This is a genomic window from Streptomyces sp. NPDC006261, assembly GCF_040613515.1.
Taxonomy (GTDB): Bacteria; Actinomycetota; Actinomycetes; order Streptomycetales; family Streptomycetaceae; genus Streptomyces.
This window is the reverse complement of record NZ_JBEXSI010000064.1, coordinates 15,865-37,264: the sequence shown is the minus strand read 5'-3', so window position 1 is coordinate 37,264 and position 21,400 is coordinate 15,865. Positions and strand designations below refer to the sequence as shown.

The 21,400-nt window shown below is 72.2% G+C and carries 18 protein-coding genes, 1 pseudogene and 1 riboswitch; of the genes and pseudogenes, 9 read left to right on the top strand and 10 right to left on the bottom strand.

Going from position 1 to position 21,400, the window contains the following annotated elements:
• The first annotated feature begins 147 nt into the window (after nucleotides 1–147).
• Nucleotides 148–1,605, top strand: coding sequence for a DNA polymerase IV (locus tag ABZ154_RS29915; protein WP_356837500.1), 1,458 nt, complete (start codon nucleotides 148–150; stop codon nucleotides 1,603–1,605).
• On the opposite strand, the gene ABZ154_RS29910 is transcribed toward ABZ154_RS29915, so the two are convergent.
• Nucleotides 1,527–1,898 (bottom strand): PRC-barrel domain-containing protein, encoded by a 372-nt coding sequence (locus tag ABZ154_RS29910; protein ID WP_356837499.1) that lies wholly within the window; start codon nucleotides 1,896–1,898, stop codon nucleotides 1,527–1,529. The two genes, ABZ154_RS29915 and ABZ154_RS29910, sit on opposite strands and share 79 nt — an antisense overlap.
• 157 nt (nucleotides 1,899–2,055) lie before the next feature.
• A riboswitch (glycine riboswitch) is annotated at nucleotides 2,056–2,153 on the top strand.
• Between the two features lie 193 nt (nucleotides 2,154–2,346).
• Here ABZ154_RS29910 and gcvP point away from each other — a divergent pair.
• A complete protein-coding gene (gene gcvP / locus ABZ154_RS29905; RefSeq protein ID WP_356837498.1) occupies nucleotides 2,347–5,232 on the top strand; it encodes an aminomethyl-transferring glycine dehydrogenase in 2,886 nt (961 codons plus the stop codon).
• 92 nt (nucleotides 5,233–5,324) lie between these two features.
• Here gcvP and ABZ154_RS29900 read toward each other — a convergent pair whose 3' ends face one another.
• Together ABZ154_RS29900 and ABZ154_RS29895 are read right to left on the bottom strand one after the other, a co-directional pair.
• On the bottom strand, nucleotides 5,325–5,531 hold the full coding sequence (locus ABZ154_RS29900; protein WP_352242175.1) for a DUF5999 family protein: 207 nt from the start codon (nucleotides 5,529–5,531) through the stop codon (nucleotides 5,325–5,327).
• Nucleotides 5,532–5,846: 315 nt separating this feature from the next.
• Nucleotides 5,847–6,440: a hypothetical protein gene (locus ABZ154_RS29895; protein WP_356837497.1), complete on the bottom strand. Its 594-nt coding sequence runs from the start codon at nucleotides 6,438–6,440 to the stop codon at nucleotides 5,847–5,849.
• Between the two features lie 484 nt (nucleotides 6,441–6,924).
• Here ABZ154_RS29895 and ABZ154_RS29890 point away from each other — a divergent pair, with 484 nt between their 5' ends.
• Nucleotides 6,925–8,430, top strand: coding sequence for a glutamate--cysteine ligase (locus ABZ154_RS29890; RefSeq protein ID WP_356837496.1), 1,506 nt, complete (start codon nucleotides 6,925–6,927; stop codon nucleotides 8,428–8,430).
• 87 nt (nucleotides 8,431–8,517) lie between these two features.
• Here ABZ154_RS29890 and ABZ154_RS29885 read toward each other — a convergent pair whose 3' ends face one another.
• Complete coding sequence (locus tag ABZ154_RS29885; protein ID WP_356837495.1) at nucleotides 8,518–10,308, bottom strand: substrate-binding and VWA domain-containing protein; 1,791 nt, start codon at nucleotides 10,306–10,308, stop codon at nucleotides 8,518–8,520.
• Between the two features lie 189 nt (nucleotides 10,309–10,497).
• On the opposite strand from ABZ154_RS29885, the gene ABZ154_RS29880 reads away from it, so the two are divergent.
• The gene (locus tag ABZ154_RS29880; protein WP_356837494.1) at nucleotides 10,498–11,277 is read left to right on the top strand and encodes a CPBP family intramembrane glutamic endopeptidase; all 780 of its coding nucleotides are present in this window, start codon (nucleotides 10,498–10,500) and stop codon (nucleotides 11,275–11,277) included.
• 48 nt (nucleotides 11,278–11,325) lie between these two features.
• On the opposite strand, the gene ABZ154_RS29875 is transcribed toward ABZ154_RS29880, so the two are convergent.
• Both ABZ154_RS29875 and ABZ154_RS29870 read right to left on the bottom strand, forming a co-directional pair.
• Nucleotides 11,326–12,147, bottom strand: a complete 822-nt coding sequence (locus tag ABZ154_RS29875) for a PhzF family phenazine biosynthesis protein (RefSeq protein ID WP_356837493.1) — start codon at nucleotides 12,145–12,147, stop codon at nucleotides 11,326–11,328.
• A gap of 109 nt (nucleotides 12,148–12,256) precedes the next feature.
• Entirely contained in the window at nucleotides 12,257–13,519 is a 1,263-nt protein-coding gene (locus ABZ154_RS29870; protein ID WP_356837492.1) for an MFS transporter, read from the bottom strand.
• A 313-nt stretch (nucleotides 13,520–13,832) separates the two neighbouring features.
• Here ABZ154_RS29870 and ABZ154_RS29865 point away from each other — a divergent pair.
• Nucleotides 13,833–14,362: pseudogene (locus ABZ154_RS29865) on the top strand (PadR family transcriptional regulator); the annotation flags it as partial.
• Nucleotides 14,363–14,394: 32 nt separating this feature from the next.
• On the opposite strand, the gene ABZ154_RS29860 reads toward ABZ154_RS29865, so the two are convergent.
• Nucleotides 14,395–14,832 carry an SRPBCC family protein gene (locus ABZ154_RS29860; RefSeq protein ID WP_356837491.1) on the bottom strand — a complete coding sequence of 146 codons (438 nt, stop codon included), beginning with the start codon at nucleotides 14,830–14,832 and terminating at the stop codon, nucleotides 14,395–14,397.
• A 62-nt stretch (nucleotides 14,833–14,894) separates the two neighbouring features.
• Entirely contained in the window at nucleotides 14,895–15,107 is a 213-nt protein-coding gene (locus ABZ154_RS29855) for a hypothetical protein (protein WP_356837490.1), read from the bottom strand.
• Between the two features lie 256 nt (nucleotides 15,108–15,363).
• Between ABZ154_RS29855 and ABZ154_RS29850 the strand changes: the two genes are divergently transcribed.
• The 3 genes from ABZ154_RS29850 (at nucleotide 15,364) to ABZ154_RS29840 (ending at nucleotide 18,166) form a co-directional block, all read left to right on the top strand.
• A complete protein-coding gene (locus ABZ154_RS29850; protein WP_356837489.1) occupies nucleotides 15,364–15,900 on the top strand; it encodes a Clp protease N-terminal domain-containing protein in 537 nt (178 codons plus the stop codon).
• Between the two features lie 110 nt (nucleotides 15,901–16,010).
• Nucleotides 16,011–17,042: an EamA family transporter gene (locus ABZ154_RS29845; RefSeq protein WP_356837488.1), complete on the top strand. Its 1,032-nt coding sequence runs from the start codon at nucleotides 16,011–16,013 to the stop codon at nucleotides 17,040–17,042.
• A 158-nt stretch (nucleotides 17,043–17,200) separates the two neighbouring features.
• Nucleotides 17,201–18,166, top strand: coding sequence for an EamA family transporter (locus ABZ154_RS29840; protein WP_356837487.1), 966 nt, complete (start codon nucleotides 17,201–17,203; stop codon nucleotides 18,164–18,166).
• 104 nt (nucleotides 18,167–18,270) lie between these two features.
• On the opposite strand, the gene ABZ154_RS29835 is transcribed toward ABZ154_RS29840, so the two are convergent.
• Nucleotides 18,271–18,963 (bottom strand): pyridoxamine 5'-phosphate oxidase family protein, encoded by a 693-nt coding sequence (locus ABZ154_RS29835; protein WP_356837501.1) that lies wholly within the window; start codon nucleotides 18,961–18,963, stop codon nucleotides 18,271–18,273.
• Nucleotides 18,964–19,010: 47 nt separating this feature from the next.
• Between ABZ154_RS29835 and ABZ154_RS29830 the strand changes: the two genes are divergently transcribed.
• Nucleotides 19,011–20,339 carry an aminotransferase class I/II-fold pyridoxal phosphate-dependent enzyme gene (locus ABZ154_RS29830; RefSeq protein WP_356837486.1) on the top strand — a complete coding sequence of 443 codons (1,329 nt, stop codon included), beginning with the start codon at nucleotides 19,011–19,013 and terminating at the stop codon, nucleotides 20,337–20,339.
• 32 nt (nucleotides 20,340–20,371) lie between these two features.
• On the opposite strand, the gene ABZ154_RS29825 is transcribed toward ABZ154_RS29830, so the two are convergent.
• Nucleotides 20,372–21,385, bottom strand: coding sequence for a DMT family transporter (locus ABZ154_RS29825; protein WP_356837485.1), 1,014 nt, complete (start codon nucleotides 21,383–21,385; stop codon nucleotides 20,372–20,374).
• Between the last annotated feature and the right edge of the window lie 15 nt (nucleotides 21,386–21,400).

Sequence of the window (21,400 nt, the reverse complement as noted above, 5' to 3'; positions counted from 1 at the left end):
ACACCCAAAACCCCAAAAACGATTTTTGTGATTTTGTCTGTGTTTTAAAATGTTTTGATATACCTATCTACCGTATCCGTATCGGCCCGGCACTCCGCGGAGTGCCGGGCCGATCCGTTGTCAGTGGCGTAGGGCAGCATCGAAGGTGTGAGACCCGCGCCGACCATCCTCCACCTGGACATGGATGCCTTCTACGCCTCGGCGGAGCAGGCGGCCAAGCCCAGCCTGCGCGGGAAGGCGGTCGTGGTTGGCGGCCTCGGCCCCCGTGGGGTCGTCGCGACCGCCTCGTACGAGGCACGGCTCCTGGGGGTGCACTCCGCGATGCCGACGGCCCAGGCCAGACGGCTGGCGCCGAACGCTGCCTATCTGGTGCCCCGTTTCTCGCTGTACCGGTCGGTGAGCGAGCAGGTGATGGAGCTCCTGGGGCGGCTATCGCCGCTGGTGGAGCCGCTGAGCCTGGACGAGGCCTTCGTCGACCTGGAGGCGGGCGGGGTCGCGGACAGCGCGGTCTCGGCCCGGAGGACGGGGGAGCGGCTGCGTACCGCCATCCGGGAGGTGACCGGGCTGAGCGGGTCGGTCGGGCTCGCCGGTTCGAAGATGCTCGCCAAGATCGCCTCCGAGCAGGCCAAGCCGGACGGCCTGGTGCTCATCGAGCCGGGCACCGAGCGCGAGCTCCTGGCGCCTTTGTCCGTACGGACGCTGCCGGGCGTCGGGCCCGCCACCGGGGACCACCTCCGGCGCGCCGGGATGACCACCGTCCACGATCTCGCGGAGGCGGGCGAGGCGGAGCTCGTACGGCTGGTCGGCAAGGCGCATGGCCACGGGCTCTACCGGATGGCGCTCGGGCTCGACGACCGGCCGGTGGTCGCCGAGCGGGACGCCAAGTCCGTATCGGTCGAGGACACCTTCGATGTGGACCTGCACGACCGGGTGCGGGTGCGCGCCGAGGTGGAGCGGCTGGCCGTGCGGTGCGTGGAGCGGCTGCGGTCCGCCGACCGGTCGGGGCGCACGGTGGTGCTGAAGGTGCGCCGCTACGACTTCTCCACCCTGACCCGCTCCGAGACCCTCAGAGGCCCCACGGACGACCCCACGGTGGTCCGTGAGGCGGCCGCGAGGCTGCTGGAGGCGGTGGACACCACCGGGGGCGTACGGCTCCTGGGCGTGGGTGTCACGGGGCTCGCGGACTTCACGCAGGAGGATCTGTTCGCGCAGGCCGCGGACGCCCGGGAGCTGGCGGCGCGGTCCGAGGCACCCGAGAAGCCGGTCGCCGAAGAGGGCGGGGGGCCGGCGGACGAGGAGCCCGCGCGGGAGGGCGCCGAGCAGCTCGCCGCCCGGCGTTGGCCCGCCGGACACGACGTACGCCACGCGGTGCTCGGACACGGCTGGGTGCAGGGGAGCGGGGTGGGCCGGGTGACGGTCCGGTTCGAGGAGCCCGGGGGGCCGGTCGGCCGGGTCGTCACGTTCCGGATCGACGATCCGGAGCTGAGCCCGGCCGATCCCATGCCGCTGGTCCGCGACCCGGTCGACTACTCCTCCTGGCCGGCCAGTCTGCCGAAGTCACGGTCGGGGCCGGTCTCCGCCGCCGGCGGGGAGTCCAGGCCGTAATGGCGGTAGAGCTGAAGCTCCTGCTCCGGGGAGAGGTGCCGGCCGACGCCGAAGTCCGGGGCGCCCTTGATCAGCGCGCGGTCGAACGGGACCCGCAGCTCGTCCTCGACGAATTCGCTGGGTTCCAGCGGGACGAAGGCGTCCCGGCTGAACAGGCCGGTGCGGACGGCCGCCCACTCGGGCACGCCGGTCGCGTCGTCGAGATAGACCTCATCCACCGTTCCGATCCTGGTGCCCTTGCGGTCGAAGGCCTTGCGGCCGATCAGGCGGCGCGGATCGATGTCGGTCTGCACGGTGCCTCCCACTGGTCGCCACTGCCTCAAGGGTGGTCCCCTGTCACTTCAGGGTGATCCCCTGTCGCTCCACCAGCACCAGACAAGTGCAGATCCGTGGCGTCGGCCACTCGAGAACTCCACGGGGATGGCCGCTGGTAGGCTGGCAGGTGGCTGCTGACCCCGTGCGGGAGAGTCCTCCGGTGCGGAATCCGGAGGCGCCGAAGGAGCAAATCCTCCCCGGAATCTCTCAGGCCCCCGTACCGCGCGGACGAGGTCACTCTGGAAAGCAGGGCGGGTTCGTGCGGGCACATGCCGGGACGGACCGGACCCTCACCGACGGTGAAAGTCGGCACGCCCCCGGGCGGGCCGGTGAAGCTCTCAGGTTGAGATGACAGAGGGGGAGGCCGTTCGGGCACCCGCGCCGTGGTGCCCCTCGCAGGTCGTGACAGACCAGGAGGCCTCCACCATGACCCCCCGTCGCACTCCGCTCTCCCAGCTGGAGCAGGGCATTCCGTTCGAGCAGCGCCACATAGGGCCCGACGCCGGAGCCCAGGCGAAGATGCTCGCCCAGGTCGGCTACGGCTCCCTCGACGAGCTGACCGCCGCCGCGGTGCCCGACGTGATCAAGAGTGCGGAGGCCCTGAACCTTCCCTCGGCGCGCACCGAGGCCGAGGTGCTCGCCGAGCTGCGGTCGCTGGCCGACCGCAACAAGGTGCTCGCCCCGATGATCGGCCTCGGTTACTACGGCACCTTCACGCCACCCGTCATCCTGCGCAACGTCATGGAGAACCCCGCGTGGTTCACGGCCTACACGCCGTACCAGCCGGAGATCTCCCAGGGCCGCCTGGAGGCGCTGCTCAACTTCCAGACGATGGTCGCCGAGCTGACCGGGCTGCCCACCTCCGGCGCCTCTCTGCTCGACGAGGGCACCGCGGCCGCCGAGGCCATGGCGCTCGCCCGGCGCGTCGGCAAGGTGAAGAACGGCGTCTTCCTGATCGACGCCGACACCCTGCCCCAGACCATCGCGGTGATCCAGACCCGCGCCGAGCCGACCGGCGTCGAGGTCGTCGTCGCGGACCTCGGTGACGGCATCCCCGCCGAGATCGCCGAGCGCGGCGTCTTCGGCGTCCTGCTCCAGTACCCGGGCGCCTCCGGTGCCGTGCGGGCCATCGAGCCCGTCATCGAGCAGGCCCACGACCTGGGCGCGATCGTCACCGTCGCCGCCGACCTGCTGGCCCTCACGCTGCTCACCTCGCCCGGCGCGCTCGGCGCGGACATCGCGGTCGGCACCACCCAGCGCTTCGGCGTTCCGATGGGCTTCGGCGGTCCGCACGCCGGCTTCATGGCGGTCCGCGAGAAGTTCGCCCGCTCCCTGCCCGGCCGCCTCGTCGGCGTCTCCGTCGACGCGGACGGCAACAGGGCCTACCGCCTCGCCCTGCAGACCCGCGAGCAGCACATCCGCCGCGAGAAGGCCACCAGCAACATCTGTACGGCTCAGGTGCTGCTCGCCGTCATGGCCGGGATGTACGCCGTCTACCACGGCCCCGACGGACTGCGCACGATCGCCCGGCGCACCCACCGCTACGCCACGATCCTCGCCGAGGGTCTGCGTGCCTCCGGAGCCGACGTCGTGCACGGAGCCTTCTTCGACACCCTGACCGTCAAGGCGCCCGGCAAGGCTGCGGAGATCGTCGCGGATGCCCGCGAGCGCGGGGTCAATCTCCGCCGTGTCGACGCCGACCACGTCTCCATCGCCTGCGACGAGACCACCACCCGGGCCCAGCTCTCCGCCGTCTGGGCCGCCTTCGGCGCCGACGCCGACATCGAGGCGCTGGACGGCTCGGCCGCCGACGCGCTGCCGGATGCGCTGCTGCGCTCCGACGACATCCTGACCCACCCCGTCTTCCACCAGCACCGCTCCGAGACGGCGATGCTGCGCTACCTGCGCAAGCTCGCCGACCGGGACTACGCGCTGGACCGCGGCATGATCCCGCTCGGCTCCTGCACCATGAAGCTGAACGCGACCGCCGAGATGGAGTCCATCACCTGGCCCGAGTTCGGCGCGCTGCACCCGTTCGCCCCGGCCGAGCAGGCGCAGGGCTTCCTCACGCTCATCCGTGAGCTGGAGGAGCGCCTCGCCGAGGTCACCGGTTACGACGCCGTCTCCATCCAGCCGAACGCCGGCTCCCAGGGCGAGTTCGCCGGCCTGCTGGCGGTCCGGGCGTACCACCGGGCGAACGGCGACGACCAGCGCACCGTCTGCCTGATCCCCTCGTCCGCGCACGGCACCAACGCCGCGAGCGCGGTCATGGCGGGCATGAAGGTCGTCGTGGTGAAGACCGCCGACGACGGCGAGGTCGACATCGCGGACCTGCGGGCCAAGATCGAGCAGTACCGCGACGAGCTGGCGGTGCTCATGATCACCTACCCCTCCACGCACGGGGTCTTCGAGGAGCACGTCGCCGACATCTGCGGCGAGGTGCACGACGCGGGCGGCCAGGTCTACGTCGACGGCGCCAACCTCAACGCACTGGTCGGGCTCGCCAAGCCCGGCAAGTTCGGTGGCGACGTCTCCCACCTGAACCTGCACAAGACCTTCTGCATCCCGCACGGCGGCGGCGGCCCCGGCGTCGGCCCGGTCGGCGTCCGCGCGCACCTCGCCCCGTACCTCCCCAGCCATCCGCTCCAGCCCGCCGCGGGCCCGGAGACCGGCGTGGGCCCGATCTCGGCCGCCCCGTGGGGCTCGGCGGGCATCCTGCCGATCTCGTGGGCGTACGTCCGCCTGATGGGCGGCGAGGGGCTCAAGCGGGCCACACAGGTCGCCGTGCTGGCCGCCAACTACATCGCCAAGCGCCTGGAGCCGCACTTCCCGATCCTGTACAACGGCCCGGCCGGACTGGTCGCGCACGAGTGCATCGTGGACCTGCGGCCGATCTCCAAGGCGACCGGCGTCTCCATCGACGATGTCGCCAAGCGCCTGATCGACTACGGCTTCCACTCGCCGACCATGTCGTTCCCGGTGGCCGGCACGCTGATGATCGAGCCGACCGAGAGCGAGGACCTGGCCGAGCTCGACCGGTTCTGCGACACCATGATCGCGATCCGCGCCGAGATCGAGAAGGTCGCCTCCGGCGAGTGGAGCGCGGACGACAACCCGCTGGCCAACGCCCCGCACACGGCGGCCGCGCTCGGCGGCGACTGGGACCACGGCTACAGCCGCGAGGAGGCCGTCTTCCCGGCCGGGGTGTCCGCCGCGGACAAGTACTGGCCGCCGGTCCGTCGTATCGACGGTGCCTTCGGCGACCGCAACCTGGTCTGCTCCTGCCCGCCGCTGGAGGAGTACGACAACTGACGCTCAGGGGCATACGCCTGACATGCGTCGGGGCCGGTGCGGGGATCTCCCCGGGCCGGCCCCTTCTCCGTACAGCGCTGTTCCGTCCGCCCTCAGGCGGCTTTCACCACGCGGCCCGCCGCCGGCGGCCGGTGCGGTGCGATGATCTGCCCGTCCGGCAGTAGCTCGCCGGTGTCCTCGAAGAGCAGGACACCGTTGCACAGAAGGCTCCAGCCCTGTTCCGGGTGGTGTGCCGTCAGGCGGGCCGCCTCCCTGTCGGGGGAGTCGGCGGTGGGGCAGGGTGGCTGGTGCTGGCACATGGATGGGTTCTTTCGCTGCGTCGAGTCGAGTGTCCTGCGGCTGGATGAGAGGTTCATGGCCGCCCCCGTATCAGTCGGTCCGGTCCCAGTGTTGCCCTACGGGGGTGATTCCGCAGGGATTTCGCTGCAGCTCCCGTACTCCTCTCATGACGCATCACCCGCGCGGACGGTTCACCGCAACTGCACTGTCCCTTCGGGTGGTTCGGGGTGGCCGGTACGGGCTAGTCCGAGTGGGTAAGGGGGAGCCCCCGTCATGACCCGTTCCGTCACGAGGCGTTCGGGTCACCACGGGGGCCGGTCGTCCTCGGCCGCCGGTCAGGCGGAGCTGAGCAGCGGGCCGGGTGCCACGCGCAGGGTCATGACGGGCAGCAGATCGGCGACCCGGTGCGGCCGGTGCGCTGCGATGCCCGGTGGCGCCGGCGCCAGGGGTACCAGGACGTCGGTCGGGGCCAGTACCCCGCCGGAGGCGTCAGCGGCGCCGTCGTCGGGGTTGTCGTGCAGCCAGAGGGTGAGCATGTACAGCTCGGGGATGGAGAGAAGTCTCGCCTGGTACGCCGTGGGTGAGGCCTCCGCCTGGCGGACCGCGAGCTCCGTCGAGGCGAGATAGGGGCCCTCGAAGAAGTGCGAGAAGCTCCAGCCGTCCGGCGTGAGCAGGGTGTCCGCGGCGGCGATCGCCCGGCCTTCGCTCCGGATCAGGAAGCGCCAGGCCGCGAGGCGGGTTCTAGGTGCGGTCCTGGTCGGAGCGATCCGGTCCAGGACGTGCACGGGAAGCGGCAGTTCGGGGCTGAGCGGTCCCTGGACGGACCGGAGAGCGGATGTGCGAGCCTCGCGGACCGCGGTGGGAGAACCGAGGGCCGCGAGAACACTGCGCAGGGCGGGCGCGGGAGCCGAGGGGACATGCAGCGGCATAGTGGGTCGCCTCTCACTTGGAGACACGGTGATGCGTGGGCGGGTGCAGACGGCGCTGTCGGCGTGCGGGGCCAGAGGAGGCCTATGACGGGCCGGTTGCGTCAACTCTCTGCCTCGTCAGGCGAAGTTTATACGACACGTGTTCACCCAGTGTTTCCGCTAGCTGCCGGGGATATTTCGCGCAAGGCGACATCCGGACTTGGAAATGCGGTTTTCCTGGTGATTTGATCGGCCGTTTTCGGCTCCGGTCTGCGCCTCATTCGGCGGAGCGGTAGGCCGAAACTCGTCGGTGTTTCCACCACGCACTCTCCTGGTGAAAATGCCGCTCGCCGGGTGCCCCGGGAATGTGCCCCCGGTCTCCGTCAACCAGCCTACCGGGTTTCCGGGCGCCTGTGGGGCGTTACGGATCACTCCCACTGGGCATTATCGATCGTGATGCGCGCGGCCCGGTCGGCGGGCCGACCACTGGAGGAGGGACCCCTCGATGGGGGAGAAGGTCGTGGCGGGAGCCGTTGACCTGTCCGATCGGCAGGCATACCGCACCAAGCTGAACCAGTGCCTGGAGGGGCTGGGCAGACTCCTGGCGGAGCGGAGGTTCGACCGTCCCCGAAACCTGATGGGGCTGGAGATAGAGCTGAATCTCGCGGGCTCCGACGGCATGCCCCGGATGATGAATCAGGAAGTGCTCCAGCGCATCGCGAGCCGGGATTTCCAGACCGAACTCGGGATGTTCAATCTGGAAGTAAATATCGTTCCGCACCGGCTCGGCGGCCGGGTATTCGATCAGCTCTCGGAGGAGTTGCGGACCGGTCTCGCCTACGCCCACCGCAAGGCCGGTGAGGTGGACGCGGGGATCGTCATGATCGGAATCCTGCCCACGCTCGGCGAGCACGACGTGGTCTCGGCGAATCTTTCGGACGTGGACCGCTACACCCTGCTCAACGACCAAATGGCGGCGGCCCGGGGGGAGGATTTCACCCTGGATATCGAAGGCGTCGATCACCTGGTCTGTTCCTCGCCCTCGATCGCCCCCGAATCCGCCTGCACCTCGGTCCAGTTGCATCTGCAGGTGACGCCCGCGCGTTTCGCGGACGTGTGGAACGCCGCCCAGGCGATCGCCTCCGTCCAGATCGCGCTGGGCGCCAACGCCCCGTTCCTCTTCGGCAAGGAGCTCTGGCGGGAGTCCCGTCCCCCGCTGTTCCAGCAGGCCACCGACGTACGGCCGCCGGAGCTGGCGAACCAGGGGGTGCGGCCCAGGACCTGGTTCGGGGAGCGGTGGATCACCTCCGCCTATGAGCTCTTCGAGGAGAACCTGCGCTACTTCCCGCCGCTGCTCCCCATCTGCGACGACGAGGAGCCGCTGCGGGTCCTCGACGAGGGAGGGGTGCCGGAGCTTGCCGAGCTGGTCCTGCACAACGGGACGGTCTACCGCTGGAACCGCCCGGTGTACGGGATGGCCGGCGGCGTCCCGCACCTGCGGGTGGAGAACCGGGTCCTGCCGGCCGGGCCGACCGTCACGGACGTGATCGCCAACGCCGCCTTCTACTACGGACTCGTCCGGGCGCTCGCCGAGGAGTCCCGGCCGGTGTGGAGCAAGCTGCCGTTCGAGGCCGCGGCCGAGAACTTCACCGAGGCCTGCCGCCACGGCATCGATGCCGAACTGCTCTGGCCGCGCTCCGGCCGCGCCGGTGGACTGGCCAGGATCCCCGCCGTACAGCTCGTTCGGGAGGAGCTGCTCCCGCTGGCCGCGGCCGGTCTTGATGCCTGGCACATCGAGCCCGTCGACCGCGACCGCTACCTCGGGGTCATCGAGGAGCGCTGCAAGCGGCGGGTCAACGGGGCCTCCTGGCAGGTCGCCACGTACCACCGGGCGCTGGAGGCCGGGCTCGGCCCGGAGGCGGCGCTGGCGGCGACCACCCGGCGCTACGCCGAGCTGATGCACGCCGGGGAACCGGTGCACACCTGGCCGGTGGGGTTCCCGGCACCCTGAGGCAGGCTCGTACGGCGGCGTGCTTCCGTGCGGGGGCACGCGCTTCCGCACGAGGACGGGGGCGGCGTTCCGGTCGGGACGCCGCCCTCACTCCTGCGCGGCGCGTCCGTTCTGCCCGGCCGTCATGATGGCCTGGAGGATGACGGCCTGGATCTCCGCCGGGTCGCTCACCTCGTACCCGTCGCCCCCCGTGATCCGTGCGATCTCGGCCACCTCCTCGCGGTCGGCGTCCGGGCCCACCGCGATGGCGATGACCGGAACGGGACGCTCGGGATCGGCGAGCTCCTTGAGCTCAGCGATCAGCGCACTTCGGGAGATGCCGTTCTCGTCCTGGTCGGAACCATCGGTGAGGACCACCAGGGCGTTGAACTTGCCCTTCACATAAGCCGACCGGGCCTCCTTGTACGAGGCCAGCGTGGTGTCGTACAGCCCGGTCGCCCCGCCCGGCACGGGCTGCAGCCCGGCGAACGCCGCCGAGAGCTTCTCCCGGTGGGTGGAGCCTCCCTGGGCCGGGTCGCCCAGCCGGCGGGTCGGCATGAGCTTGCGGTAGTCCTTCTCTCCGTCCAGCGTGGTGGCGAACTCCCACAGGCCGATCTCGTCGTCCGCGGTGAACTGGGTGAGCGCCTGGATGAGGGATTCCTTGGTGACGTCCATCCGGGACTGACTGCGCCCCGGCACGAGCGTGGCCATGGAACCCGAGGCGTCGACCACCGTGGTCAGCCGGGCGCTCTGGACGGTGATCGTCCACATACCCAGCATCTCCTGGAGGTCCTTCGCCGACGGTGCCTCGGCCGCCGAAGCGGCGTACGGCTGCGGAGACTTGCCGCCCGCCGACGCGACCATGGTGTCCTCGGCCGCTCCGTCGGAGGGGCGGAACCCGTACCGGGCGAACACGGCCCGCGAGTTCTTGTCGTTGAGCAGGGTCATGAAGCGCAGGGCGGCCCGGGACTGGGCGAGGGTCAGCTTCTCCTCGTCGACCAGGGTGTACGGGTAGTCGAGCAGCGGGGTGCCGTCCTGCGGGTAGAAGAGGTTCAGCCTGCCGCCACCGGTCGCCTCCGCGTTGTGCGCGAAGGCGGCCTGCTCGGATATGAGGACCGCCTGGTTACGTTTGGGATTGCCCTCCTCGGCGCCGGAGCCGCTCCGTGCCAGGGTCCCCAGCACCAGCGCGTCGCTGTCCGACATCCGCTCGGCCAGCACCTTCGCGGTCTCCGCGACCCTGGTGTCGCTGTCCCCGCCCTGCCGCGCGGACGAGCCGCCGATGCTGGTGAGGGCCAGCAGACCGGTGGCGCTGCGCGCCGGGTCGGCCGCGCCGAGGCGGACCTTGTCCGACTGGAGGGCGGCGCCGACCAGCTCGGCCCACGAGTACGTCTTCTTCGGCCAGCCCAGCCGATCCGACGCGGACGGCACCATGGCGAGAGCCACCGGTGAGGAGGCCACCGAGTCCGAGGGGGAGATGGGGGTGCCCGTGCCGAGCCCCTCGGCCCGGTCCAGCCAGAGGTCGGAGTCGGGCAGCCAGACCTGGAAGTCCGGGGCATCGCCGCCGCCCGCGAGCGCGTCGGCCACCTTGTAGGAGTCGCGGGCCACCACCTCCACGTCGAGGCAGTGGCCGTCGGATCTCACCTCGTCCGCGAGGGCCTGCTCGGCTATGTCCCGGACCGCCGGCGCGATGTCCGGGGAGGCGGCCAGGGACAGGTGCACGGCGGAGTCCTCGCAGGACTCGGAGAACGACAGCAGGCCGCCCTTGACCGCCACCCCCGTTCCCGTCGCCACCGCGAGGACGAGCAGCGTGGCGATGGCGACGGTGCGATGCCGGCGCCGGGGGGACGCGTCCCCGCGTTCCTCCGGCGCGTAGGCGTCGGGCAAGCTGTGACGTCCCATGTCGGTGGTGCCCCCCTGAAGACGAACGATGAACGATGAAAAGGGGGACCTCCCCACCGGCGATGGTGGGCGTCCCCCGGCCTGTCGCGCATGATCTTCGTACCTGCATTCGAGACCCTAGCGGGACGGTGGGCGGGATGAGACGCGATTGCAGAACAAAAGGCAGGTGGAGCGGTGAAGGCGGGGCACGTGGCTGATTCCTATCCTCAAGAGGGCCTATCGCGAGGGATCTTGCGGTCGGAGACGATTCTGGTCCTGGCGCTCTCCCTGGGCGCGAGTGCGGTCTCCGCGCTCATCAGTTTTGTCGGATCGCTGACGAAACCGGGGGGTTTGAAGGATCAGGCGGCGACGCTCAACGGTTCGTACGCCCCGGGACGTCCATGGCTGGATCTGGCGTGGCAAATGTTCGGAATCGCAACGGCCCTGGTGCCGGTCGCCCTGGTGGCGCACCTGCTGATCAGGGAGGGGGCGGGCCTGCGGACCATCGGATTCGACCGCACGAGGCCCTGGTTCGACCTCGGTCGCGGGACGCTCATCGCGGCGGGTATCGGCAGCGCCGGGCTCGCCTTCTACCTGGTCGCCAGGGCGAGTGGCTTCAACCTCACCGTCGTACCGGAGTCGCTGCCCGACGTCTGGTGGAAGTTCCCCGTACTGATCCTCTCCGCGGCGCAGAACTCCGTGGTGGAGGAGGTCATCGTCGTCGCCTACCTGCTGCGGCGGCTGGACCAGCTGGGCTGGTCACCGATGGCCTCCCTGGTGGCCAGCTCCGTGCTGCGTGGCTCGTACCATCTGTACCAGGGCATCGGCGGCTTCATCGGCAACATGGTGATGGGCGTCGTCTTCGTGCTGCTGTACCGGCGTTGGGGGCGGGTGGGGCCGTTGGTCGTCGCCCATACGCTGCTCGACATCGGGGCGTTCGTGGGGTACGCGCTCCTGGCGGGGAAGGTGGACTGGCTGCCGACGCCGTGAGAGGGGGAAGGGGGGCGGCGCAGAGGGTCCTGTACGCCGCCCCGCCGATCAGAAAGCCGTCAGCAGCTCTCCGTCGATGACGGTGACCGCTGCGCCCGTCAGCAGGGTGCGCTCGCCGCGCAGCGCGGTGCGTACGAGCCCCGAGCGGGCCGACGCCTGCAGCCCGGTGAGGTCGTCCCGGCCGAAGCGGGCCGACCAGAACGGGGCCAGCGCGGTGTGGGCGCTGCCCGTCACCGGGTCCTCGTCGATGCCGACACCGGGGAAGAAGCCGCGCGAGACGTAGTCGTAGCCGCGGGCGGGGTCCTCGGCGGCGGCCGTGGCGATGACGCCGCGCCGCGAGTGGGCCACGAGGGCGGCGAAGTCCGGGGTGAGAGCCCGTACGGTCGCCTCGTCGCGCAGCTCCACGAGCAGGTCGCCGATGTGCTCGCCGGTGTCGTGGACCGAGACCGGCTCCGCTCCCAGTGCCCCGGCGAGCCCGGTCGGTGCGGTCTCCTCGAGCAGGGGGGCGGTGGGGAAGTCGAGGGTGAGGGAGCCGTCCGGGTGGGCGGTGGAGGTGAGGATCCCGCAGCGTGCGGTGAAGCGTACGGTGCCGGTGGCCCGCCCCGTGGTGTGCAGGACGTGCGCGGTGGCGAGCGTGGCGTGACCGCACATGTCGACCTCGGTGGCCGGGGTGAACCAGCGCAGCGCCCAGTCGGCCTCGCCGCCCGGTGGCAGGGGGTGGGCGAAGGCGGTCTCGGAGAGGTTGACCTCGGTGGCGATCTCCTGGAGCCGTTCGGCGTCCGGGAAGGCGGCGGACTCCAGCAGGAGGACACCTGCGGGGTTGCCGGAGAAGGGGCGGTCGGTGAACGCGTCGACGATACGAATCCTCATGGGGCGACCGTAGAGCGGCCGCGTGGCAACGGACCAAGGCCAATCCGGGGTTCCTGGCCCTCTCGTCCGGGGCGCGTCGGCGAGTCAGGAGCAGGGGCGCTGCCGCCCGTCATGGCGGGAGTCTCCGTCCCAGGCGGACGAGCGGGGACGCGGCCATCACGGCCGGGGACAGCATCATGCCCGCTGCCGTCACCAGGAGGCTGGTGCGCAGCCCCCACTCCTGCGCGAGGAGGCCGCCGAGCAGCGAGCCGAGCGGGGTGAAACCCATGCCGACGAAGGTGATCGTCGCGGCCGCGCGGCCCTGCATGTTGGCCGGGGTGACGGCCTGCCGCACCGACATGACGGTGACGTTCACCAGTTGGCTGAAGGTCCCGAACACGAAGTTGACCGCCAGGAGCGCGGCCACCGTCACCGCCGAGGAGCCGTGCAGTGCAGGTACCCACAGCAGGGCGGCGTTGCCGATCACCGCGGCGGACACGAGCACCACGCCATGGCCGTACCGGCCCGGCAGCCGCGCGGCCAGGATCGAGCCGAGGAGCGCGCCCGGGCCGGCTGCCGCGAGGGCGAGGCCGACGGTGGCGCCCGGCAGGTGCAGTTCGCGCGGGAGGAAAAGCAGGTAGACGGTCATCGTGGCCGCGAAGGAGAACTGGAAGGCGGCCGAGGCGAGGCAGACGGCCCGGAGCAGGGGGCGCCCGGCGACGAAGCGCAGGCCGTCCCGGATCCGGTGCCGGACCCGAGGGGCGCGCTCGTGGCGCCCCGGTACGGCTTCTGCCCGGCGGATCCGCCGGAGGGTTGCGAACGACACCGCGAAGACGAGGGCGCCGGAGGCTGCGGCGACCGGCGCAGAGAGCAGCGACATCAGTGCTCCGCCGAGCGCGGGACCGCCGATCTGTGCGGCGGACCGGCTGCCTTCCAGCGCACTGTTGCCCTGCAGGAGCTGATCGCGCCTCACCAGCCGTACCAGGGAGGCCTGATAGGCGACGTCGAACAGGACGGACAGAGCTCCCACGGTGAAGGCGACCACGAACAGCGCGGGCAGGCCGAGCAGCCCGAGGAGACCGGCCACGGCTGCCGCGCCCAGCGCCACGGCCCGGGCGGCGTCCGCCAGCACCATCACTGTGCGGGCCCGCCACCGGTCGACCCACGCCCCGGCGAGGAGCGAGAGCAACAGGATGGGTGCCTGCCCCGCGGCACGGAGGGCGCCCAGTTGGCCCTCGCCGGCGTCGAGTGCCAGGACGGCGAAGAGCGGCAGGACGATGAGCGTCGTGTGTTCGCCGAGCTGGGAGGCCGTCTGGCCCGCCCAGAGTCTGCGGAAGTCGGCGTCCCGCCACACGGAGGGTGACGCGGAGGAGCCGGGGGAGGGGGACGGCACGAAGACCCCTGGGGTTGCCGGAACGAGGACCGCCGACCCGGCGCGCGAAGGCGCACCCGGGCTTCGGGCGGGTGAAGGGCTCGCTGTGCCGCGACCTCAGGGGCAGCACGCGATGACGGGCCGGTCTCGGCCTACGACGTCAACGCGCGCTCGGACGACCGGGCATGCCTCACCGCTTCCCTCGGGGGTCACTCGTCGGCCCGAACGTTAGCGCTCGGCGGCGGGAGGCGAAAGGTGATTACGGCCGCCGGCCGACGCCTGGGCGCCGACCGGGGGGCAGCGCCTGGCCAGCCGGCAGCTTCCGGTACGTCGGCCGCCGTTCGGCGGCGGTCCCTTCGGTGGCGGGTGCGGCCGGGGTGGAGGCCGGGGCAGGGCGGGGCGCGTCGATGCGCGCGCGTCGATCCTGGCCCTGGTGGACGACCGGCCGATGCGCGGGTACGAGATGATCCAGGAGACCGGCGAGTGCAGCGGTGGGGAGTGGAAGCCCGGCCCCGGTTCGGTCCACCCGACACTCCAGCTGCTGGAGGAGGAAGGGCTGATCCTCAGCGCGCGCGAGGGCGGCAGGAAGCTGTTCTCGCTCACCGACTCCGGGCGCGGTGAGGCCCGGTCCGCTCCCGGGGCCCCGGAGGAGGCCGCGCGCGGCGCGGACCGGGAGGGCTTGAGCGAGATCCGCGAGGCCGCTTTCGGGCTGACGGAGGCGTTCGGCAGGTCTGGAAGACCGCCTCGGCCGATCAGCGGCAGAAGGCGCTGACCGTCATCAGCGACGCCCGTAAGAAGCAGTACCCGATTCGCCGACGAGCACGGGGCAGGTGGTCCCGTCGCCGACGCGGCAGGGGCCCGTGAAGCGGGGCCCTGCCACGTCCGTGTGGTGATCGTCAGGCAGTGACCAGGCCGTCGAGCTTGCGCAGGGACTCCTGAAGCGCCGCCGTGGCGGAGTCCTTGAGTTTGCCGCCCATCAGGGAGACCGCCGCGCCGGTGAACTCGCCCTCGATGCGCACCACGGTGGCGTCCCCGTCCGGGGACGGGGTCAGGGCGTAGCGCATGGCCAGGTCGACCCCCATCGGGCCCTTGCCCCGGGTCGCCAGCATCCGGCCGTCCTCCAGCTCGTCGACCGTCCACATCGCTTCGGCGGGGAAGCCCATGAGCTTCATGTCCTCCTCGTAGGCGGCCCCCCGCTCCAGTGCCGCCGGGCCACCCTTGGGGAAGCTGGTGTGGGTGGCGTTCCACTCGCCGTACGACGAGAAGTCCGTCAGGTGCGCCCAGACCTTCCCGGCGGGCGCTCCGATGCGTGCCTCAGCGCTGACTTCGGCCATGCGACCACCCCTGGTTCGTCCGGTTACGGTGCCGCGGAACGTAACGGCAGGGGCTTCGACATTCAATACTGACGCACAGTCAGATTTGCCGGTGCTGCCGGATTCCGCCAGATCTCCGCCGCGTCGAAATGGTCCGACGCGCGTGGGTGCGGGCCCTCGTCGTGGCAGTGGAACGCGGCCCAGAACAGATCGGCGGGCAGGGCGTCGTCCGGTGCGTACACGCGGTAGACGTACTGCATCCCGTCCTGCGCGAGCAGAGCGACCATCCAGAACACCCGTGGTTCCCTCCGCCCGGAGCCGATGCGTGCTGTTGCGTGCTGTGACTCGAATGACGTGCGCGCGGGGGGTGGCGGTTGCCCGGGGGAGTGCGGCGCAAGGCGGCGCGCCCCCCCCGAGGGCGATGGTTGTACGCCGTGGCGCGATCTCATCCGCAGGGATGAGGTGATGCTCCGGCGTGCCCAACTTGGGTGGGACGCGTGAATGGGCCGCTCCGCCGATGCTTCGCCGCCCGGGGACTGATGGGGTGGAGTAGTGCAAAACCGGACGCCGAGGATCCCTGAACAGCCCGCCCCGCACCCCGTCGGAGCCGACGCCGGACTCACCGTCGAACTGGCCTCGGTGGTGACGGGCGCGCGCAGGCGTGCGCTGCGGGACGGCGACCGGCAGATCGACACCGCCCACCTGCTGCACTCCCTCATCGAGAGCGACCCCGAGGTCCGCGAGGCCTTCGACGGCGGACCGCAGCTGGCGAAGGTCCTCGGCTACCTCGTGCAGCGCAGCATCGGTTACGGGCTCCGCTGGCAGGGGTCGGTGGAGGACTCGGGGGCCGTTCCCGTCGTACGGGACCCTGTCGCGGGCGGCTGGTCGCCGTCGGCCGCCACCGCGATGGACGATGCGCTGCATCGCGCCGGGCAGCGCGGGGAGCCGCGCGCCCGCGGGCTCGATCTCCTCGCCGCACTGGCCGCTGACGGCGAGTGCCGCGCGGCGGAGGTGCTGGGCCGGGCGGGCGTGGACGCGCGGTGGTTGTCGGGGCGTGCGGTGGAGCGTACGGCGGGGGTGTCTCGGTAAGGGGAAACGGACGGAGTGTTTCGGGGGGTGTGCGGGGGAGCGTATGGGCGACGTGTCTCGACAGGTGTCACAGAGGTGACGGTGCTGTCGGCTGCTGTCATGATGTGCCGATGCACGCGTCTCGGGATACTCAGAAACGAAGCGCCGGCCTGGGGCTCGCCCTGCTTTCGGCCTTCGCTTTCGGCGGCTCGGGGGTCGCCGCCAAGCCACTGATCGAGGCGGGGCTCGACCCGCTGCACGTGGTGTGGCTCCGGGTGGCGGGCGCCGCTCTCATCATGCTGCCGGTCGCCTGGCGTCACCGGAACCTGGTACGTGAGCGGCCCGCGCTGCTGGCCGGGTTCGGGCTCTTCGCCGTGGCCGGTGTACAGGCCTGCTACTTCGCCGCGATCTCCCGTATTCCGGTCGGCGTCGCGCTCCTCGTCGAGTATCTGGCCCCCGCCCTGGTCCTCGGCTGGGTCCGGTTCGTCCAGCGGCGGCCCGTCACCCGGGCCGCGGCGCTGGGCGTGGTGCTGGCGGTCGGCGGCCTCGCCTGTGTGGTCGAGATCTGGGCCGGGCTCAGCTTCGACGCCCTCGGGCTGCTGCTCGCCCTCGGCGCCGCCTGCTGCCAGGTCGGCTACTTCGTCCTCTCCGACCACGGCGGCCAGGAGGGCAAGGGCGGCGACGGGCGGCGCGTCGAACCTCCGCCCCCGCTCGGCGTCATCGCCTACGGCCTGATCGTCGGCGCCCTCGTCCTCACCGTCGTGGCGCGCCCCTGGGGCATGGACTGGTCGCTGCTCGGCGGTACCGCCGGGATGAACGGCACCGGGGTCCCCGCCTGGCTGCTGCTCGGCTGGATCGTGCTGATCGCCACCGTGCTCGCGTACGGCAGCGGCGTCGTCTCCGTCCGGATGCTCTCGCCGCAGGTCGCCGGGGTCGTCGCCTGCCTGGAGGCGGTCATCGCGACCGTGCTGGCCTGGGTGCTCCTCGGCGAGCACCTCTCCGCCCCGCAGCTCATCGGCGGCTTCGTCGTCCTGACCGGTGCGTTCATTGCGCAGTCGGCCGCGCCCAAGCCGCCGTCGGGGCCCGTCGCCGCGGGTACGGGTACGGGCGCGGGGGCCGGTGCCGCCGGTAGTGAGTTGTCCGCCGGGAGGGCTTCGCATTAATGTGCCGGTCATGCATCTGACTGTGCTTCCGCCGCCTGTCGCCTAGCGCGCGCGGCCACTCCTGACGAAGACCGGGCTCGGGCAGTTCCCGAGCGGTTCGTCGCTGCCCGCGTGCGGAGCCGAGCGACCACCACCCTGTCCTCCTCTGGAGTAGTCATATGCCCACCACCCCTGTTTCCGGGCTGCCCGTCGGGCGGAGCCTGCTGTATCTCGTCGTCGCCGGAGTTGCCTGGGGCACCGCCGGGGCGGCCGCCTCCCTGATCTTCCGGGTCAGCGATCTCGGCCCCCTCGCCCTGTCCTTCTGGCGCTGCGCCGGCGGCCTCGTCCTGCTGGCGGGGGCGCTGGCCCTGCGCCCCCGCCGCGCCCCCCGACGGCCCGAACCCCGGCGCCGCCGGCTGCTGCGCATCCTGGGCACGGGTGTCGGTCTCACCGTGTTCCAGAGCGCGTACTTCGCGGCGGTGGACGCCACCGGCCTCGCCGTCGGCACCGTCGTCACGCTCGGCGCCGGGCCCGTCCTGATCGCGGTCGGCGCGCGGCTGATGCTGGGCGAACACCTCGGCAGGGGCGGCCTGGCCGCCGTGACCGGGGCCCTGGCCGGTCTGGCCGTGCTGGTCCTGGGTGGCGAGGGCGGCGACGTCGTCCCGGCCGGAGTGCTGCTCGCGCTCCTGTCGGCCGCCGGGTACGCGGCGATCACCCTGCTCACCCGATGGCTCGGGCGGGACGGTGGCGGCGGTGACGCGCTCACCACCAGCGCCTGGGCGTTCGGCATCGGAGCGGTGGGGCTGCTGCCCATGGCCGCGGCCGAGGGCCTCGTGCCGCACACCGCCGAGACGGGACAGGTGCTGTGGCTGCTGGTCTACGTGGCGGCGGTGCCCACCGCCCTCGCGTACGCCCTGTACTTCGCGGGTGCCGCCGCCGTCCGCTCGGCCACCGTCTCCGTGATCATGCTCCTGGAGCCGGTGAGCGCCGCGCTCATCGCGGTGACCGTCCTGCGGGAGCGGCTGACGCCCGCCACCGTCCTCGGCACCCTGCTCCTGCTGGCCGCCGTGACCGGGCTGGCCCTGGCCGAGGCGCGGGGCGCCGCGGTCACGCGCCGGAGGGAAGCCGAAGGCCTGGCGGTGTAGCGGCCCGGGCCGGGGCGGAGCACGCGGAGGCGGTCCGGGCCGGGGGCCGGGGCGCGCGGAGGTGGCCCCGGCGGGATCGCAGCGCGCGGAGGTTCGGGGGCGGATCAGAGCGCGCGGAGGTAGTCCGGTACGCCGACGGCCGGGTCCAGGTCGTCCGCCGGGACCGGCTGCGCGTAGCCCCGGGTGAGCGGCACGGTCCCGGTCCAGTGGGGAAGGGCGAGGTCCTCGGGCTCGTCGTTGGGGCCCCCGGTGCGGACCTTCGCGGAGACCTCGTCCAGGTCCAGCCGGATCACCGCCGTGGCGGCCAGCTCCTTGGCGTTGGCCGGGCGCGCGTCCCGGGAGCGGCCGGGGACGGCCTGGTCGACGATCGCGTCGAGGGCGATGCGCCGCTCCTCGGGGTCCGTCACCGTGGCGGCGGTGCCGTGGACCACCACGGAGCGGTAGTTCAGCGAGTGGTGGAAGGCGGACCGGGCCAGCACCAGGGCGTCGACATGGGTGACGGTCAGGCAGACCGGCAGCCCCGGGTCCGCCGCCCGGGTGTTCCGCAGCGGGCGGGAGCCGGTCGACCCGTGGACGTACAGGCGCTCCCCGACCCGGCCGAACAGGGTCGGCAGCACGACCGGCGCCCCGTCCCGGACGAAGCCGAGGTGGCAGACGTAGGCCGCGTCGAGTATCGAGTGGACCAGGTCCCGGTCGTAGGAGGCGCGCTCCTTGGCCCGTGTGGGTACCGTGCGGTCGGTGGGTGAGTAGGGGGCGGCGACGCCGGGGCCCGTGCTGGGCGGGGCGGTGTCCTGCATGACGTACTCCCTTGTGGGTCTCATTGCACTAGTGCATACTGCTGTTTGTGCTAGGAGAGTATCGGATCAGTGGGCGGCGTGCATCGGAGATCGCCGCCAGTGTGGAGCGCGGGGTCGGTTCCGGAGACCTCGCGCCCGGTCAGGCGCTGCCCCCCATGCGGGAGTTGGCCGCGCGCCTGGAGGTCAACCCGAACACGGTGGCGGCCGCCTACCGGACGCTGCGCGAGCGCGGAGTGATCGAGACTGCGGGCCGCCGGGGGAGCAGGGTGCGGCCACGTCCGGCCGGCACGTCCCGCGGCTCCCTGCGCATCGAGGCGCCGCCGGGCGTACGTGATCTCGGCGAGGGCAACCCCGATCCGGCCCTGCTGCCGGAGCTCGGACCGGCGCTCGCCGCCGCCGGGGTCCGTGCCGAGAGCCCGGGGCTGTACGGGGAGGCGCCCGTGGTCGGGGAGTTCGCCGCGTACGCGCGTACCGCGATGGACGCCGACGGGGTGCCCGAGGGGCCCGTCGCGGTGACCTCGGGCGCCCTCGACGCCATCGAGCGGGTGCTCGCGGCGCACCTGAGGCCGGGCGACGCGGTGGCGGTGGAGGACCCGGGGTGGGGCAGCGTCCTCGACCTCGTACCGGCGCTCGGGCTGCACGCCGTGCCGGTCGGGGTGGACGACGACGGGCCGCTCGTCGCGGACGTCGAGCGGGTGCTGCGGGCCGGGGCGCGGGCGCTCGTCGTCACCGACCGGGCGCAGAACCCGACCGGCGCCTCGGTGAGCGAGCGGCGCGCCCGCGAGCTCAAGGCCGTCCTCGCCCACCACCCCGGCGTGCTGCTGATCGAGGACGACCACGGCCACGCCATCGTCGACCTGCCGCTGCACCCGCTAGCCGGGGCCACGGACCACTGGGCGTTCGTCCGGTCGGCGGCCAAGGCGTACGGCCCCGACCTGCGGGTCGCCGTCCTCACCGGCGACGCGGTCACGGTCGACCGGGTGGCGGGCCGGCAGCGGCTGGGGCCCGGCTGGGTGAGCCGGCTGCTCCAGCGTGCCGTGCTGCACCTGTGGACCTCGGACGCCGTCGACACCACCGCCGTCGCCCGGTCCTACGGGGAGCGCCGCGACGCCCTCGTCCATGCCCTGGCGGAGCGGGGGGTGGCGGCCCGCGGGCGCAGCGGGATGAACGTGTGGGTGCCCGTCAGCGACGAGACCGGGGCCGTCGCCCGGCTGCTCCACGCGGGCTGGGCCGTGGCACCCGGAGCGCGCTTCCGGATGGGCACGCCCCAGGCGGTGCGGCTCACCGTGTCCCCGCTGACAGCGGCGGACATCGGGCCGCTGGCGGACGCGGTGGCGGCGGCGGCCGGGCCCGCCCGGCCGGTGACGTACGGCTGAGGCGTCCCGCGGGTGCCTGGCGTACGTGCCGGTCAGGTCCGGCCGAGGCGCTTCGTCCGGTCCCCCGCGGTACGGGCCTGGGCGGTGGCCGGCGGGCGGCTCTGGGTGAGGGCCGCCCCGGCAAGCACGATCACCGCGCCCGCGTGAGTGTTCCAGCTCAGCTGCTCGCCGAGCAGGGCGACGCCCGCCGCGGTGGCGATCACCGGGATGAAGTAGGTGACCATCTGCCCGGTCGTCGGGCCCACCTCCTGGACCAGTCCGTACTGGAGCAGCACCGCAAGACCCGTACCGAGCGCGCCGAGCGCCAGTACCGACAGCGTGGGCAGCAGGGGGAACGTGTTCGGCGCGGAGGTGAACACCGGAGTCACCACGGCCAGTTGCAGCGTCCCGACGAAGAGCTGGCTGCCGGTGAGCGTCAGCGTCGAGGAGCCGGTCCCGGCCAGCGTACGGCGGACGTAGATCCAGCCGACCGCGTAGCTGAACGAGGCCAGCAGCGCCATCCCCGTACCGGGCAGGTCCAGGCCGGAGAAGCCCTGCCAGGCGCCCAGGACGGTCAGCACCCCGAGGAAGCCGACGCCCAGGCCGGCGACGCGGCGGCGGGTCGGGCGGTCCTCGGAGAGGGCGACCACCGAGAGGGCCATGCCCCACAAGGGCGAGGTGGCGTTGCAGATGCCCGCGAGGGTGGAGGGGATCGTCAGCTCGGCGTAGGAGAAGAGGGAGAACGGCAGGGAGTTGAGGAAGAACGCCGCCACGGCGATGTGACCCCAGGTCCGGGCCGGGCGTGGCAGCCGCTCACGGCGCATCGCCATCGCGACGGCCAGGACGGCGGTCCCCGCCAGCAGCCTGCCGAGCGTGACCTGGAACGGAGCGAACCCCTGGGTGCCCACCTTGATGAGCAGGAAGCTGAACCCCCAGATCAGGGAGAGCGCGGCGAATCGGATCCGCCAGTCCGCGGCCGGGCGCCGGGTAGCGCCGGTGGCTGGGAGAGGGGCCGGGGGCAGGGAGGCGGCCGCGGGGGCGGCGGGCTGCGGGCAGGGGGCGCTCATGGGGCAACGATGACG